Below are 15,006 nucleotides of genomic sequence, written 5' to 3' on the forward strand. Positions count from 1 at the left end.
GGGGGCACGGCGGTGACGGGACTCGCGTTCCGGGTACTCCTGGTGGGGCGGGGTCTGCGCGGGCTGGCGCACAGGCTCTTCGACGGGGAGTCGCTCGTGGCCGTGGGTCCGCCCGAAGCGGACTTCGTGGGCCTGGAGGACGTCGTGCGGCGCCACTTCCCGGACGTGCTCCTGGTGGACCTGCTGCACGCGGAGGCCCTGAGCGCCATCGAGCGCACCATGGCGATGCGGCCGGTGCCCATCCTCGCGCTGCACCCGGGGGTGCTCACCGGACAGCAGGCCTTCCAGGCCCTGGCCCTGGGGGCGCTGGACGTGATGGACCGGCCCATCCTACCGGGGCCGGAGTTCTGGCACGCGGTGGGCCGCAAGCTGGTGATGCTGGCGCAGGTGAAGGGCGTGCGCTCGTCACCCTCCGTCAGCAGGCCTGCGCCCGAGGGGCCGGCGGCGCCGTTCCCCCTGGTGGCGCTGGCCGCGTCGCTGGGCGGCCCGAAGGCCGTGGCGCAGGTGCTGCGCATGATTCCGCGCGGCTTCCCGGCACCTATCGCCTACTGTCAGCACATCAGCGAGGGCTTCACGGAGGGGCTGGCGCACTGGCTCTCCTCGGAGACCGCGCTGCGCGTCGTCGAAGCGACGCATGACGCCTTGATGGAGCCGGGGACGGTGTACATCGCCCCTTCAGGAGGGCATCTGCTGGTGAAGTCGGAGGGCCGTCTGGAACTGGACTCGGGACCTGCCCTGCGGGGCTTCCGCCCCTCGTGTGACATGCTGCTCACTTCGGCGGGGGAGGCCTTCGGGCGGCGCTGCGTCGGCGTCATCCTGACGGGCATGGGCCGCGACGGCGCCAGGGGGCTGAAGGAGATTCGCGAGCGGGGTGGACGCACCATCGCGCAGGACGAGGCGTCGTGTGTCGTCTACGGCATGCCGCGCGAGGCGGTGCTGCTGGGCGCCGCGCAGCAGGTGCTGCCGCTCGATCGCATCGGTCCGACGCTGGTGCAGTGGGTGGACGCATGCTGACCGTCGGCAACAAGGTCCTCCAGCAGCTGGCCGGGCTCCTGCTGGAGCGCGCGGGGCTGAAGATCACCCTGGACGGCTATCACAGCCTCCGGCTCGCGCTGTCCACGCGCATGCCCGTGCTGGGCCTGAGCGATCCGGACAAGTACATGCAGCGGCTGCTCGGCACCCACGGCGAGGAGGAGCTGCGCGCGCTCCTGCCCCTGGTGACGGTGGGGCACACGGAGTTCTTCCGCGACGCCAAGCAGTTCCGCGCGCTGGAGCAGAGCGTGCTGCCGGAGCTGCTCGCGCGGGCGCGGCGCGAGATGCGCAAGGTGTCCATCTGGTCCGCGGGCTGCGCCACGGGCGAGGAGCCCTACAGCCTGGCGCTCGTGATGGCGGAGCTGGGCGCGCTCGCGGTGGAGGTGGACCTGTGGGCCACCGACCTGAACCTGGCCGCGGTGGAGGCCGCGCGGCAGGGGCGCTTCACCAGCCGGCGGGCCATGGCCATTGGCACGGAGCGGCTGAAGCGCTTCTTCCGGCCGGTGGACGAGGGCTACGAGGCGTCGCCCATCCTTCGCGAGTACATCCGCTTCGACGGGCAGAACCTGGCCGCGCCGGTGTTCGACAAGGTGGCGCCCGCGTCGTTGGATCTCATCCTCTGCCGCAACGTCATCATCTACTTCGACCTGCCCACCATCCGCGGGTTGATGGACCGGTTCCTCGCCGCGCTGCGCCCGGGCGGGCTGCTGTTCCTGGGGTACTCGGAGAGCCTGTTCAAGGTCTATGACCGCTTCGAGATGATCGAAGTGGACGGCGCGTTCGTGTACCGGCGACCGCTGGGAGAGCGCCCCCTGCCTCCGCCGCCCCGCGTCTCCAGCCCGTCGGATCCGCCGCCGCGGCCCGGCTCCCCGGAGTCCTTCGCGGTGGAGGTCCGCCAGCGCATGCAGGCCAACGCCGCGACCGCCGCGAAGCTGCGGGTGACGGGCGGCCTGGACACCTCCAAATCAAGGCCGGGAGACGTTTCGCGCAGGCCCACCCTCGAGATGCCCTCCGTGGTGAACAACCCGGGCGGGCGGCGCACCGGCGAGTTCCCGGCCGTCCGGGTGGAGCCCCCGCGCCCCGCGGAGGCGCCGGGCCGCGCGGTGACGGAGCGCTCCACGGGCACGTTCCCGGTGGTGCGGATGAACCCCTCCACGCCCCGCCCGGGGGCGGAGGGTTCCCCGTCGCGCCCGGGAAGTGCTTCCGGAGGCTCGTGGCCGCTGCTCCTGCCGCCTGCGGAGCGCCTCAACCTGGCGGTGCGCAAGATGACGCAGGGGGATTTCCCCGGCGCCATCGACGGCGTGGAGAAGCTGCTGGTGGACGAGCCGAGCGACCTGGACGCGCTCCTGACGCTGGGCAACCTGTATTCGCTCACCGGCCGCATCAACAACGCGCGCGAGACCTTCGCGCAGGCGCTCCAGCGCGAGCCGCTGTGCGTGGAGGCGCGCATCTTCGGCGGGGTGGCGGCGATGCAGGCGGGGAGCCTGGCCGAGGCGCGCTCGGAGCTGGCGAAGGCGCTCTTCCTGGAGCCCACGCTGGCCATCGGCCACTACCTGCTGGCCCAGGTGCAGGAGCGCACCCAGGACTTCGAGGCGGCCCGGCGCAGCTACCGCAACGCCGTCGCGCAGCTCAAGCATCCGCAGCGCCCGCTGGCGGGGCACTACCCGGAGATGCTCGATTCGGCGGAGGCCATCTCCCGCGCGGCCCGCTATGCGCTGGCCGCGCTGGAGGAACAGCCGGGCTGAGGCGGTCCCCGGCCTCGGCGGCGGTCAGTCCAGGTTGCCCTTGACCTGATCCAGGCTCTTGGACGGATCCAGCACGGCGCCGAACTTCTTCTGCAGGTACGACTTGGCCTGGCCGCGCAGGAGCATGCCGGGGTCGGTGCCTTCACCCGTGACGGTCTTGTCGGTGATGACGAAGCTGGCGTCCAGGTTGATGCCCATCACCTTGCCGGCGAGCTTCGCGCCCTCCTCGCCCGTCCAGTCGGACTTCACGCCGTACTTCGTGCCCCAGTAGTTGAGGAGCTGCTCGACGCGCTTCTTGACCTCGTCCTTGGGAAGGTTGTGGGGGACCTCGAATTTCAACATGCCCATGGCGGTGACTCCTGTCCGGAAAGGTGGCTGTTCCGAGCGGTTTAGTGACCCCGGGCCGGAAAGGGAACCGCTGTGTTGGGTTTGACGGCGGGGGATGTCCACCGGCGGCCTACCGGGCGGCCTTGCCCGGCTCCCCCCAGCGCTCCAGGTACGGGGCGAGGTCGAACTTCTGGGCCGTGCGCAGCGAGCTCATGGGCCGCACCTTCCCCAGCACCGCGCGCTCCTGGAAGGGCCGGTCGTGCAGCCCCAGGACCCACATGAAGTTGGCGACGCTCGCCGGGTCGCGCCCGTCCACCGCGTAGGTGTCGTTGAGCTTCTCGATGCGCTCCAGCGCCTCCTGCGGCGTGGCGCTCCACTCGAGGATCTTCTTCCCCCAGAGCATGCGCAGGTAGTTGTGGATCCGCCCGCGCTCCCGCAGCTCGCGCTGGGACGCGTTCCAGAGCGGATCCTCCGTGCGGCCCTGCTCCAGGTCCTCGTAGGAGTACAGGTGTGGACGCGGATCCTCCTGGTGGCGGGAGAGCGTCTCGCGCGCCCAGGGCGGCAGGGAGGCCACGGTGAGCTGCTTCGGGCCGGGCGTGTGGAAGCAGTAGTTGAAGCCCAGCTCGCGGCGCACGAGCAGCTCCTCCAGGAAGGACTGCACGGCGGGGTGCTCCCGGCCCTTCGCCGCGATGGCCGCGCGGGCCGCCTCGCCCGGGAAGAGGTTGCCCCAGTGGAAGTAGGGCGACAGGTTGGAGTGCTGGCCCAGGCCCGGATCATTCCGCCCCGTCTCGTAGCCCTCCAGCCGCGCTTCGAGGAACGTGCGCAGGGCCTTCAGGCCCGCCTTGCGGCCGCCGCGCTCGTCCAGGGGCTTCACGGAATGATCCACCGCGAACGAGGCCAGCGCGGCGCGCGCCTTCGTCGCGTCGGACACGGTGAAGTCCGGTTGCAGCGATGTGGCCGGGGCCTTCAGCTTGCGCCGGGGCAGGGTGCGCTCCAGGTACTCCGGCCACAGCTTGCGCAGCTTGGGGCGCAGCGCGTACGCGCCCACCTGGGCCGCGGGGATGCGCTGCATGGGCACGACACACGAGGCGTCCACGGCGATGAGCGGCACGCCCAGCGCCTTCGCCGCGCCGCGCAGGTGGCCCGGAATGATGTACGTGGGGAACAGATCCGACACGACGGCCGCGGCGCGCCGGCCCAGCTTCGCGATCCGGTGCACGTGCTCCTTCTTCGTGCGCGGCAGCTCCAGCCAGTACGGCAGGCCGCGCGCGGCGCAGCCTTTGGCCATGTCCTCCATGCCCTCCAGCGCCCACGCGTGGAGCCGCTCCGACGCGTAGGGATGGTCCGGACGGAGGGCCTGGTAGACGACGACGGGCAGGCCCAGGTGGTTGCCCAGCGCGATGGCGGCGTCCAGCGCGTGGTTCTCCTCCCAGCGGTGGTTCACCATGCACCAGTAGAGGACGAAGTCCCGCTGGCCGGAAGGGAAGGGGGCCTCGTTCACCACCTGGATGCGGGCGGCGTCGACGTCGAGTTCGGACCACGAGATGCCTTCGGGCATGGGGCCGGGAAGATGCCGCATCCGCGCGCGTGTCGCGGTGGAAGTTTCCGTGCGTCGTGCGGTGGACCCCGCGCCTGCGCGACTGTCGACTCGCGAGCGGAAATCCGGCATGTGCGCACGGGTTGTGGTTTTCTGCCGGCCGGCCGGACCCAAGGAGCCCCTACGTGTCACCTCATCGAAGCTGGAACCTCCCTGTCACCGTCCTCGCTGTCGCGCTGATGCTGCCGGGCCTTGCCCACGCGCAGGCGGGTGGCACGTCCGTGTACCCGGCGCCCCAGCCTCCGCCTCCGCCCTCGTCGCCGATGTACGCGGCGCCGCCGTCGCAGGCCGAAGTGCCTCCGCCCTCGCAGCCGCAGGCCGCGCCCCCGTCGAACAACGGCTACGCGCAGCCGCAGTCCGCGCCTCCGTCCAACGACGCGTATCCGCCCTCGCAGGCCACGCCTCCGTCCAACGACGGCTACACGCAGCCGCAGTCCGCGCCTCCGTCCAACGAGGCGTATCCGCCCTCGCAGGCCGCGCCTCCGTCCAACGACGGCTACGCGCAGCCGCAGTCGGGCTACCCGCCGGCGAACCCGAACGACACGTATCCCCCCGCGAGTGACGCGCCCCGCGCGCCCCCGGATCCGGACCGCCTGCGCACCGAGCCGCAGGCCCCGCTGACGGAAGGCCCGCCCGGCGTGCGTCAGGAGTCCGCCCCGGACAGCGCGACCGCGTCCACGATGCGCCCGCCCCCGGAGGACAACGGCGTGTTCCTGGATGGCCAGCGGCGCCGCGGGCCCTTCCTGTCCGGTCCCGGCAGCATGACGTTCGTGATGCACCACACGGCGATGGGCGCGCTGGGTGGCTTCTTCACCCAGGCCTTCTCGCAGGACTTCAGCTTCGACCGCAGCTCGCGCGAGGCGATGCTCGCGGGCACGCTCATCGGCGCGGGCCTGGGCTTCGGCGCTTCCGCGTGGTGGCAGTTCAACAACTGGGTGGATCAGCCCATGGCCAACTTCAGCGTCGGCAACTCGCTGGTGGGCTCCATGTTCTTCGCGGGCTTCATGGACCTGCTCACGCAGGACCCGGGCGTGCTCACCTGGTCCGCGTTCCTGGGCGCGGAGCTGGGCGCGTGGCTGACGGCGGGCATCGGCGGCGGACAGCTCCCGCTCAACGACGGCCTGCTGGTGGCGTCCGGCGCGGGCTGGGCGGCGGCGTACAGCGCGCTGCTGCTCGCCATCGTCCACTTCTCCGGCACGTCCATCTCCGGCAAGACGTGGAAGGACATGCTGCTCATCGCCCCGGGCGTGGGCGCGGGCGCGCTGGCGCTGGCGACCATGCGCTACAACCCGACGCCGTCCCAGATCCTGCGCGCGGACTTCTTCGGCGCCGGCGTGGGCGCGGCGGTGCTGCTCATCTCCGGGATCGTGCTGGGCGGCTTCAACCAGTCCACGCCCTACGTGCTGTCGTTCCTGGGCTCCGCGGGCGCCATCACCACGGTGAGCCTGCTGTGGGAGGAGAGCGTGGACCGCTCCGCCACGACGGTGCGAAGCGGGCACGCCTCCAAGGACCGGCCCTACAAGAACGTCTGGTGGTAGACGGGCAGGAGGGCGAGCGGGCGGGCGTCATGGCACCGGGGGAAGGGCAGCATCACCTTCCCCCCAGATATGGCGCGCGTCCTTCCCTTCACGGCCCTCCTGGCCTCGCTGGATCGCTCCCTGGAGGAGCCCGGCGACGCCGCTTCCCGCGGTAACGCGGCCCCTCGGCCCGCGCATGTCCGGCCCCTCCTGGAGGCCGCGAACCCCAGCGCGGAGCTGCGGCGCATGCGCGACGCGGGCACCCTGCTGCGGGATGCCCGCCCCGCGCTCTACGTTGTCGAGCTGCACGGCCCCGCGGGCAAGTTCTCCGGCCCGCCGGTGCGGTACCTGCTCTGCGCGCTGACGCCGGACGCGGCGCCCCCGCTGGAGCACGACCCGTACCGGCCGCGCGCCTGGGAGGTGGAGCCCGCCGTCACGCTGGTGGCGGACGACCACGGCGCCCTGCGTGCATTGCTGGCCGAGGCCGCCGAGCGCGGCATCTCCGTCTGGCAGGGCCAGTACGACGGCGCGCCGGTGTCGCTCCTGCGCATCGAGCCGTCCCCGGTGTCCAAGCGCCTGCAGGCGGTGCTGGACGAGGCGCCCATGCGGCCCCTGGCCGCCCTGAGCGAGCAGCGGCAGACGCTGGCGGCGGTGGTGCCGCTGTCCGAGCCGGGCCTGGAGCTGTGCCCCATCCACCGCGCGCTCAAGGGCGTGCAGACGTTCCAGGAGGAGACCTTCCTCACGCTGGTGTCCGCCTACGCGCGCGTGACGGAGCTGGACACGCCCCTCACCACCTCGCAGGGCCTGGCGGCGGCGCGCGAGCGGTTGGCCACGCTGGTGCCCGGTCAGCACGCGGTGCTGCTGGTGCTGCCGGGAGGGCGGGGCCGCATCCTGCGCTTCCGCCAGGGGCTGGACCTGGCGCACCTGAAGGGCGCGCCGCGCAGTCCCACGCTGAGGAGCCTGGACCTGGCGCTGCTCAACGCGCTGGTGCTGCGCACGGTGCTGGGCATCCAGGAGCCGGAGGCGTCCGGCCACCCTCAAGTCTATCCGGTGCACGGCCTGGAGGCGCTGGTGCAGGGCGTGGAGGCCGGTACGTTCCAGGCGGGCTTCGCGCTCAACCCGCCGCCCGTCTGGGAGGTGCGCGCGGTGATGGAGGCCCAGGCCACGTTGCCGCCGCGCACCCTGCGCGTGGAGCCTCGCGTGCCCGCGGGCCTGCTGTTCCTGGATCCCGAAGTGTGACGGCCTTCCCGTGCGGGCGCTGACCGGAACCCCGCAGGACTGGCCCCGGCGGGTGCGGCTGGAGCTGCAGGCGGGGCCCGGGGAGACGCTCGACGCCATCTGCGGCGGGGAGGTGCAGGTGCTCCAGCGGCGCGCGGGCTACCGCTTCACGTTGGACCCCGTGCTGCTCGCGCACTTCGCCGTGTTCGAGGCGGGCGCGCACCGGGGGCGGCTGCTCGACCTGGGCACCGGGTGCGGCATCATCCCGCTGGTGCTGGCCCGCAGGCTGGGGCGCACGGACATCACCGCGCTGGAGCTGCAGCCGGGCCTGTTCTCCCTCGCCGAGCGCAACGTGTACCTCAACCGCAGCGAGGGCGCGGTGACGCTGGTGCAGGGCGACCTGAGGCACGTGACGGAGATGTTCCCCGCGAGCAGCTTCGGCCACGTGCTGTGCAACCCGCCCTACCGCGCGCGCACCGCGGGCCAGCGCAACCTGCCCCCGGAGAAGGCGCTGGCGCGGCATGAGATCGCCTGCGAGCTGCCGGACGTCGTGCGCGCGGCGGCCTATCTGCTGGTCCCCCGGGGCGGGCTGTGCATGGTGTATCCGGCGTCGCGCTTCAGCGAGCTCGTGTCGGTGCTGCGCACGCTGCAACTGGAGCCCCGCACGGTGCGCATGGTGCACCCGCGCGCGGACCGGCCCGCGAAGCTGGTGCTGCTGCACGCGGTGAAGGGGGGAAGCGCGGACCTCACGGTGCTGCCCTCGCTCGTCGTGCACGCGGAGGACGACCACGCCTTCACCGACGAGGTGAACGCGATGGTGGGCTGAGCGGAAAATCACACGCCAAGCCCGTCAATTCGTTGCGTGGAGCAAGGAAATCCTGCCAGCGGCCGAATGCCTTTTCAAACGTTGACTCCCTGATGGCGGCAATGGCAGATGGCGCGCGCAACCCTGGGAAGGGGGGAGGCCGTGCTCCTCTTCCACATCGCAGGAGTACCCTTGAAACGCGCTGCAAGCCTTGTCCTGGCCGCGGGTCTGACCGTGTCCACGTCTGCCTTCGCGACGGACCCATTCCAGACGTCGTCCCCCTCCATCACCAGCCCGGCCAACGAATTCTGGAACATCTATGGCATTGGCTGGCACCTGGGGGGCGGGCTCTCCGGAAACCGCAGCAACATGTCCTATGGCGCCAATACCGCCTGGAATGAATGGGACGCCCTGAAGTTCGCCTGGACGAATGATCACAATGCCCGCACCGCGGTGACGGGCTTCGTCCGGGACACGCTCGTCAACGGGGTGACCACGCCCGCCAACCCGAGCCCGCCGCTGGTCCAGCCCACCGGCTTCGTCTGGTCCTGGAGCATCTATGAGCGCTGGCCCGACGCGTGTCCCCCGGGGGACTCCGTGCACTGCGATGCCTCGCACGGAGGCGTGGGCTCCTTCCACTTCGACCAGGTGCCGGCGTACATCAACGGCATCCACCTGCTGTACCTCTGGTCGCGTGACGCCGCCTTCCTGAACCTCATGCTGCCCCGCGCGGAGGTCGTCATGGACGACTACATGCTGGGCGTCATGCAGGGGGCCACCGGCCTGCTGGTGATGCCGGGCACCGCCAACCAGGGGACGTCCACGGGGCGGCCGAGCACGTACATGGATCAGATCCGCTCGGGCCACAAGGATGGCTGGGTGAACGCGTCCTTCTACTCGGCGCTGCTGGCCATGGGGGACCTGGAGGAGGCGGCGGGCAACGCCAGCAAGGCCTTGACCTACCGCAACCGCGCCGCGACCTTTCCCGCCGAGTACCGTGCCGCGCTCTGGACGGGCAACCGCTACGCGGGGTGGCGCGACGTGAACGGCGTGCTGCACGACGCCGGCTACACGTACTTCAACCTGCCGGCGCTGGTGCGCGGCCTGCCCACGCCCGCGGACGCCGACCGCGTGTTGGAGTGGCTGGACAGCCCCGCCACGGTGACGGTGGCCGGCGCGCGGGCGGGCAGCACGTCCGTGTACCAGAGCGTCTTCGCGCCCCGGGCCAACACGCTGCCCGTCCCCGCGGCGGAGTGGGATGGCTGGTCGAACCTGACGAGCGGTCCCATCGGGCCGTATCCGTATGGCCAGCACTTCCAGAACGGCGGCACGTTCCTGTGGGAGTCCTACTACGACATCATGGCGCGCCTGCGGTACCGCCACGCGGACGACGCGCACGCGAAGTTCCAGCGGATGCTGACGCACATGACGACGGACTCGAACCACCTGGCGTTCTGCTTCCCGGACTGGCTCTGGTGCAACGGCACCACGAGGGATCCGAACGACTTCAACGAGCACAAGGGGGAGATTGGCACCAACGGCGAGTTCCCGGAGTCCGGCCTGTCCGTCCTGCCGCTGCTGTATGGCTTCATGGGCGTGAACGCCGACCTCCAGGGCCTGCACGTCGCGCCGGAACTGCCGTCGGCGCTCCTCTCCGCCTCCGCGTCCGGGGTGGACTACAAGGGCTCGGCCCGCACCATCAAGGTGAGCCGGGGGCAGGCCGTCTCGCAGCAGGAGGTGGGCACGGTCGCCACCACCGTGGGCACGTCGCTGCTGATGCAGACCTTCCTGGGCGTGGCCCCCTTCAACGAGGTGGGCGTGCTCGTGGGCACCTACGGTGTGGACGGCGCGGCCTTCACGCTGTCGCTGGAGTCGTCCGCCAATGGGGGCCTGGGATGGGTGCCCGTGGTGACGCGCCAGCTGACGGGCGTGCAGAACAACGCCTGGATCCACATGGCCGTGCCGCCGCAGCCCCTGGGCCTGACGTACCGGCTGACGGTGCGGGATCCGTCCACCCCCCTGGCCTGGTGGCGCGACCCGTCCTCCACCGTGTGGGGCTCCGCCTTCAGCGGGGGCACGCTGCTGACCGGCGACTTCGCCTTCCGGGCCGTGGACGCGCCGCAGGGCGTGCTGCTCAGCCAGACGGCGGCGGACGCGCCGGATGCGCTGAACGGAACGCTGGGCCAGGTCTTCAACGCCGCGCAGCCCTTCGACCGGGCGACGCTGCACATCGGCACCTACGTCACCAGCACGTCGGGCTTCACCGCGACGCTCTTCCGTGACAACGGCGAGGGCTGGAAGCCGATGGCCCGCCAGGTCTTCAAGAACGTCGTGGACAACTCGGACGTGCCCATGAACTTCGCGTCCATGAAGCCCGGCCGCTACTACCTGGAGATCTCCGACGAGGTGGGCACCATCGCGTGGTACCGCGGCAGCACCAGCAACCTGGGCACCGCGTTCTGGGCGGCCCAGAACGGCGTCGCCCAGCCCGGCAACCGCACCTTCCAGCTCTTCCGCGGGCAGTACCGCGTGGAGGTGCCGGAGAAGGGCGTGGACACCACGGTCCTCGCGGGAAACCGTTACACGATGAGCAACTAGTCTGGAGGGGGAGGGCGGGATGCGCCGCGAAGGCCGTATCCCGCTCCTCTCCCGGTAGGGATTGGGAGTAGGGTGCGCACCCATGGAGATCCGCCGTGCGGTGCGCTTGCGATGCGGGGACCCGGGCCGGTGGTCCTGGGTGGCCGTGCTCCTGGCGCTCCTCGGCGCCCCGGCCCTGGCCCAGACCCAGGCGGACCGGCTCTACGTCGGCTACAGCATCTCGAGCGGCGGCACGCTGGACGCGGGCCGGACCCGGCTGGACGAGCGGCGGCAACTGGACCTGCGCCTTCCGCTGCCCCCCATCGTCCTGGGCCGCACGTACCTGCTGCCTTCGCTGGGCTACGAGACGCGGTGGCTGGGCGTGGAGCTGCCCCGGCCCGGAGGCGCGGGTGAGGACGAGGTGGGACGGCGCTTCCACCGCATCCAGCTGGGCCTGACGCTCATCCGCCCCGTGGCGCCGCGCTGGCTGTTCATCGCCGGCGTGATGGGCAGCACCCGCACGGACTTCCAGTCGTCGTTCGACATGGGCCTGGACACCTCGTGGGTGGCCTTCGCCATGGCCAACCATCAACTGGGCGACGAGCCCGGCCTCTCGCTGACGTTCGGCCTGGTCGCGCTGTGGCCCTTCGACGCGCTGCCCGTGATCCCCATGGCCAGCCTGAACTATCGCCGGGGCCCCTATGTCCTGGAGGTGGGCCTGCCCCGGCTCACGCTGCTGCGCAAGCTGGGGGAGACGGTGGAGCTGGGGGTCGTGGGCGGCTTCGAGCAGCAGGTCCTCCACACCCGCTTCGACTCCGTGGGGCAGGACCTGGGCGCGCACTACGTGCGGGAGTCGGTCGTCCGCGTGGCGCCCACCGTCAACGTCCACCTGGGCCGGGACCTGTGGCTGAGCTCCGCGGTGGGCCTGACGCTGATCAACGACTTCGCGCTGCTCGACCGCCAGCGCGACAACCTGAACATCCCGGGGCTCGGGGCCGGGCCCACGCCCTATGCCCGCGTGGTGCTCGGCTGGCGTCCTTCGCCTCCCCAGGCGAAGGCGCGCGCCTCACGCCCCGCGCCCTGAGGCGCGCGGGCTCCGGGCTCACGGCGTCGCCTGGGCATCCCCGGCCCGGGGCTCCTGGGGGGCCGCCCTTTCGGCGGGTGCCTCTTCCCCGGTGTTGCCGTCGAGGAAGGCCGGCGGTTCCTGGGCCACGAAGCGCTCCAGGTCGGCGCGGGCCACCTGGGCCCGGGCATGCCCCCGCTTCGTGTAACAGTCCGCCCGCACCAGCAGCATGGCGTAGTCCCAGGGCACGTGGGGCTCCAGCGGCGCAAGCCCTTCCTCGCACAGCTCGATGCCTCCCACGGAGACCGCCAATTGGGCGCGGATCAGCTTCCGGTGCCGGGTGAGCGCGCTCGCGGCGAAGGGCTGCGCGAGCGCCGCGTAGAGCCGGCGCCCCAGCTCCGGCGAGCGCCGGCCCACCCGGAGCGACGCATCCAGCGCCGCGGCCGTCAGGGGGCGGGCCGGCCAGGGATCCTCGCGCAGGGCCACGAATGCCCGCTCCAGGGCCGGGACCGCCTGTGCATCCTGTCCCTGTGACTCCAACAGCAGCCCCGTTAGCAGCTCCGCCTCGACCGGGAGGTGGGCACGCAGGGCCTGGAGCGTCGCGGGCGCATCCGGATGCTTCAGGGCCACCTGGGCCCGGGCCACGGCGAGCTGCTCGCGCGGTCCCCGGGGCTCGCGCGCCAGCTGCTTCCAGCTCGCCAGGGTCAGGGGGGCGTTGTTCGCCTGAGAGGCCTGGACGAAGGTCTGGTAGGCCCGGAGCGGCGCCGTATCCCGCGGCGACGCGGTGAGCCCCAGCCAGATCCGCAGCTCGTCCACGCGCTCCCAGTTGGGGGATCCTCCCTCCATGCCCACCCGGTCCAGCCTGCGCTGACGCGCGGCCTGCCGCAGGTCCGTCGGGGAGAAGCCCGTGACCCGGCCCACGTTGCGCGCGAAGGCGAACTCCGTGGAGGACAGGTCGTCCGTGTTGATCATCTCCGCGCCACGCTCCGCCGCCAGCCGGCCCAGCTCCGCGTTGCCGATGAAGTGCGCCAGCACCCCCTCCAGCTCGTCCGTCCACCACACCGAATGCAGCGCGCTCCGGTAGGGCTCCTGCGTGATGCGCGCGCGCAGCGTCGCCAGGTCATGCGTGAGCGGCTTGCCGGAGGCGACCAGCAGCAGATCCCCGGTGCGCAGATGCCAGGTCTCCACGGCCGCGAACTCCGAGGACAGGGTGGCGTAGGCGCTCTGCACGGTGAGGGCGTCCACCTCGTAGGCCTGGAGCCACTGCAGGAACAGGCCCCCTTCGGCCAGCCGCTCCTTCGCGGCCTGGTAGAACTCCCGCGTGAAGAGGCTGGAGATGCCGGCGCGGTAGGGGTTGGAGGGCTCGGAGAAGATGAGGTCGTAGCGCTGGCGGGTGGTGAGCAGCACCTCGCGGGCGTCACCGATGGTGGTGTGCACCTTCGGGTTGTCCATCACGTCCGCGTTCACCGCATGGCAGCGCCGCGCCACTTCCAGGATGGCGGGTTCGATCTCCACCACGTCCACGCGGTCCAGGCCGGGCACCTTGCCCATCCAGCCCGCGGTGCTGCCCGTGCCCAGGCCGATGACCAGCGCGCTGTGGGGCGCCGGGTGAATGAGGGCGCCGAGCAGGCCCGCCATGACCTGGGTGGGCGCGTCGCCAATGGCGTTGCCGTCCACCTTGCCGTTGACGACGAAGCTCAGCCCGTTGTCGTCCGCGAGCGCGACGCTGCTCTCCACGCCCTCGTGCTCCCAGGTGATGCCCGCGCGGGTGGTGGACAGGAACGCGTCGAGCTCCTGGGGGTTGGGTTCGCTCAGCTCGGCGCGGCCCGCGCCAATGCCCGAGTGGCGCCACGCAGCGGTGGGACCCTGCGCGGTGAGCAGCAGCACGGCGATGGTGGAGGCCAGCACCGGGAGCACCCACAGTCCCCGGCGTCGCTCCCGCTGGAAGGAGAGGGCGGCGGAGCCCAGGCCGAGCGCCGCGAGCAGCCCGGCCACGGCCTGCCACGTCACCGGCGCGGTGAGCAGCGGAATCACCCCGAAGCCTCCCGCGAGCGACCCCACGATGGAGCCCCCCGTGTTCCACGCGTACACCTGGCCCACCTGCCGGCCCGCGTCCTGCCGCCCCCTGCCGATGAGCGCGAGCAGCAGCGGGAACTGCACCCCGGCCACGAACGCGGCGGGCAGCACCACGACGGAGGTGATGAACGTCCATCCCAGCGCCATGCCCCCCAACCCCATGCCCCCCAGCGGGCGCAGCAGCACGGCGAGGACGGCCAGCCGGTCCCCCAGCGCGAAGGGCAGGGCGATCAGCAAGGCCTCGGCCGCGCACGTGAGGGCGAAGCCCCCGAGCGTCGCGGCGCGGTGGCGGAAGAGCACCGTGTACGCCGTGCCTCCCAACCCGATGCCCAGCAGCGCCAGCGCGAGGATGAGGCCGAACGTGAACGTGGTGCCGCCCAAGAGCGGCCCCAGCATGCGGTACCAGACCAGCTCCATCAGCAGGAACGCGAAGCCCACCACGGCGGCGGACATGAGCACGAAGCCCCGGGGCGGCAGCGCCATCCCCCCGTCGACGACAGGCGCGGGCTCCACGGAGGCCGGCGTCACGGGGACGGCCGGGCCCTGCTTCGCGCCGTCCGTGGCCCCTTCCATCGACCGGCTCACGGCGCGCGCGGTGACGGCCACGAGCGCGTTGAGCAGGCACGCGGACCAGAGCGTGGTGCGGTTGCCCAGCACCTCCAGCAGCAGGAACGTGGACGCCACCGCGCCCGTCACGGCGCCCAGGGTGTTGATGCCGTAGAGCAGGGCGAGGTCGCGGCGGTGCGGGTCCTCGTCGGAGAGCACCGCGCGCGCGGCGGCCGGGAGCGTGCCGCCCATCAGCACCGTGGGCACCGCGAGCACCAGCAGCGACAGCACCAGCCGGACGACGGTGCCCAGGCCCAGGCCCATCACCGGCGTGCCGCCCAGCGCGATGTACACGGCGCGCGCCAGCTCCACGAGGAACGGGCTCAGCGCCGCGCTCGCGGCGATGAGCAGCTCCAGGTTCGCGTAGAAGGCCAGCGGTCGGGCCTGGCGATCCGCCCGCGCTCCCAGCAGCGCGCTGCCCAGCCCCAGCCCCCCCATGAAGA

At 71.9% G+C, this 15,006-nt stretch carries 10 protein-coding genes; 7 read left to right on the forward strand and 3 right to left on the reverse strand.

All coding sequences use genetic code 11. The features are described from left to right. Window positions 1-12: 12 nt before the first annotated feature. Both D7V93_RS21035 and D7V93_RS21040 read left to right on the forward strand, forming a co-directional pair. On the forward strand, window positions 13-1,014 hold the full coding sequence (locus D7V93_RS21035) for a chemotaxis protein CheB (RefSeq protein WP_120645125.1): 1,002 nt from the start codon (window positions 13-15) through the stop codon (window positions 1,012-1,014). Then, a complete protein-coding gene (locus D7V93_RS21040) occupies window positions 1,008-2,777 on the forward strand; it encodes a protein-glutamate O-methyltransferase (protein ID WP_120645119.1) in 1,770 nt (589 codons plus the stop codon). The genes D7V93_RS21035 and D7V93_RS21040 overlap by 7 nt, the downstream gene beginning before the upstream one ends. A gap of 24 nt (window positions 2,778-2,801) precedes the next feature. Here the strand turns inward: D7V93_RS21040 and D7V93_RS21045 are convergent, their stop codons facing one another. Both D7V93_RS21045 and D7V93_RS21050 read right to left on the reverse strand, forming a co-directional pair. Then, window positions 2,802-3,125 carry a polyhydroxyalkanoic acid system family protein gene (locus D7V93_RS21045; RefSeq protein WP_120613380.1) on the reverse strand — a complete coding sequence of 108 codons (324 nt, stop codon included), beginning with the start codon at window positions 3,123-3,125 and terminating at the stop codon, window positions 2,802-2,804. A gap of 109 nt (window positions 3,126-3,234) precedes the next feature. Further along, window positions 3,235-4,662 carry a deoxyribodipyrimidine photo-lyase gene (locus tag D7V93_RS21050; protein ID WP_120645120.1) on the reverse strand — a complete coding sequence of 476 codons (1,428 nt, stop codon included), beginning with the start codon at window positions 4,660-4,662 and terminating at the stop codon, window positions 3,235-3,237. A 164-nt stretch (window positions 4,663-4,826) separates the two neighbouring features. On the opposite strand from D7V93_RS21050, the gene D7V93_RS21055 reads away from it, so the two are divergent. The 5 genes from D7V93_RS21055 to D7V93_RS21075 all read left to right on the forward strand — a co-directional run bounded on the left by D7V93_RS21055 (window position 4,827) and on the right by D7V93_RS21075 (window position 11,902). Continuing rightward, on the forward strand, window positions 4,827-6,239 hold the full coding sequence (locus tag D7V93_RS21055; protein WP_208723088.1) for a hypothetical protein: 1,413 nt from the start codon (window positions 4,827-4,829) through the stop codon (window positions 6,237-6,239). Window positions 6,240-6,308: 69 nt separating this feature from the next. After that, window positions 6,309-7,457, forward strand: coding sequence for a DUF1015 family protein (locus tag D7V93_RS21060; RefSeq protein WP_120645122.1), 1,149 nt, complete (start codon window positions 6,309-6,311; stop codon window positions 7,455-7,457). A 10-nt stretch (window positions 7,458-7,467) separates the two neighbouring features. Then, a complete protein-coding gene (locus D7V93_RS21065; RefSeq protein WP_120645123.1) occupies window positions 7,468-8,262 on the forward strand; it encodes a tRNA1(Val) (adenine(37)-N6)-methyltransferase in 795 nt (264 codons plus the stop codon). Between the two features lie 213 nt (window positions 8,263-8,475). Continuing rightward, window positions 8,476-10,839, forward strand: coding sequence for a glucosidase family protein (locus D7V93_RS21070; RefSeq protein ID WP_120645124.1), 2,364 nt, complete (start codon window positions 8,476-8,478; stop codon window positions 10,837-10,839). An 82-nt stretch (window positions 10,840-10,921) separates the two neighbouring features. Further along, window positions 10,922-11,902 carry a DUF6268 family outer membrane beta-barrel protein gene (locus D7V93_RS21075; protein WP_208723089.1) on the forward strand — a complete coding sequence of 327 codons (981 nt, stop codon included), beginning with the start codon at window positions 10,922-10,924 and terminating at the stop codon, window positions 11,900-11,902. An 18-nt stretch (window positions 11,903-11,920) separates the two neighbouring features. Here D7V93_RS21075 and D7V93_RS21080 read toward each other — a convergent pair. Next, the coding region (locus D7V93_RS21080; RefSeq protein WP_120645126.1) for a fused MFS/spermidine synthase at window positions 11,921-15,006 on the reverse strand (3,086 nt) is incomplete at its 5' end.

It is taken from the genome of Corallococcus llansteffanensis (genome assembly GCF_003612055.1).
Classification (GTDB): domain Bacteria; phylum Myxococcota; class Myxococcia; order Myxococcales; family Myxococcaceae; genus Corallococcus; species Corallococcus llansteffanensis.

What these genes read in the sequence shown, in the direction of transcription:
- D7V93_RS21040 (WP_120645119.1), top strand. Translation starts at nt 1,008, where the DNA reads ATGCTGACCGTCGGCAACAAGGTCCTCCAGCAGCTGGCCGGGCTCCTG.
- D7V93_RS21045 (WP_120613380.1), bottom strand. Translation starts at nt 3,125, where the DNA reads ATGGGCATGTTGAAATTCGAGGTCCCCCACAACCTTCCCAAGGACGAG.
- D7V93_RS21075 (WP_208723089.1), top strand. Translation starts at nt 10,922, where the DNA reads ATGGAGATCCGCCGTGCGGTGCGCTTGCGATGCGGGGACCCGGGCCGG.
- D7V93_RS21060 (WP_120645122.1), top strand. Translation starts at nt 6,309, where the DNA reads ATGGCGCGCGTCCTTCCCTTCACGGCCCTCCTGGCCTCGCTGGATCGC.
- D7V93_RS21050 (WP_120645120.1), bottom strand. Translation starts at nt 4,662, where the DNA reads ATGCCCGAAGGCATCTCGTGGTCCGAACTCGACGTCGACGCCGCCCGC.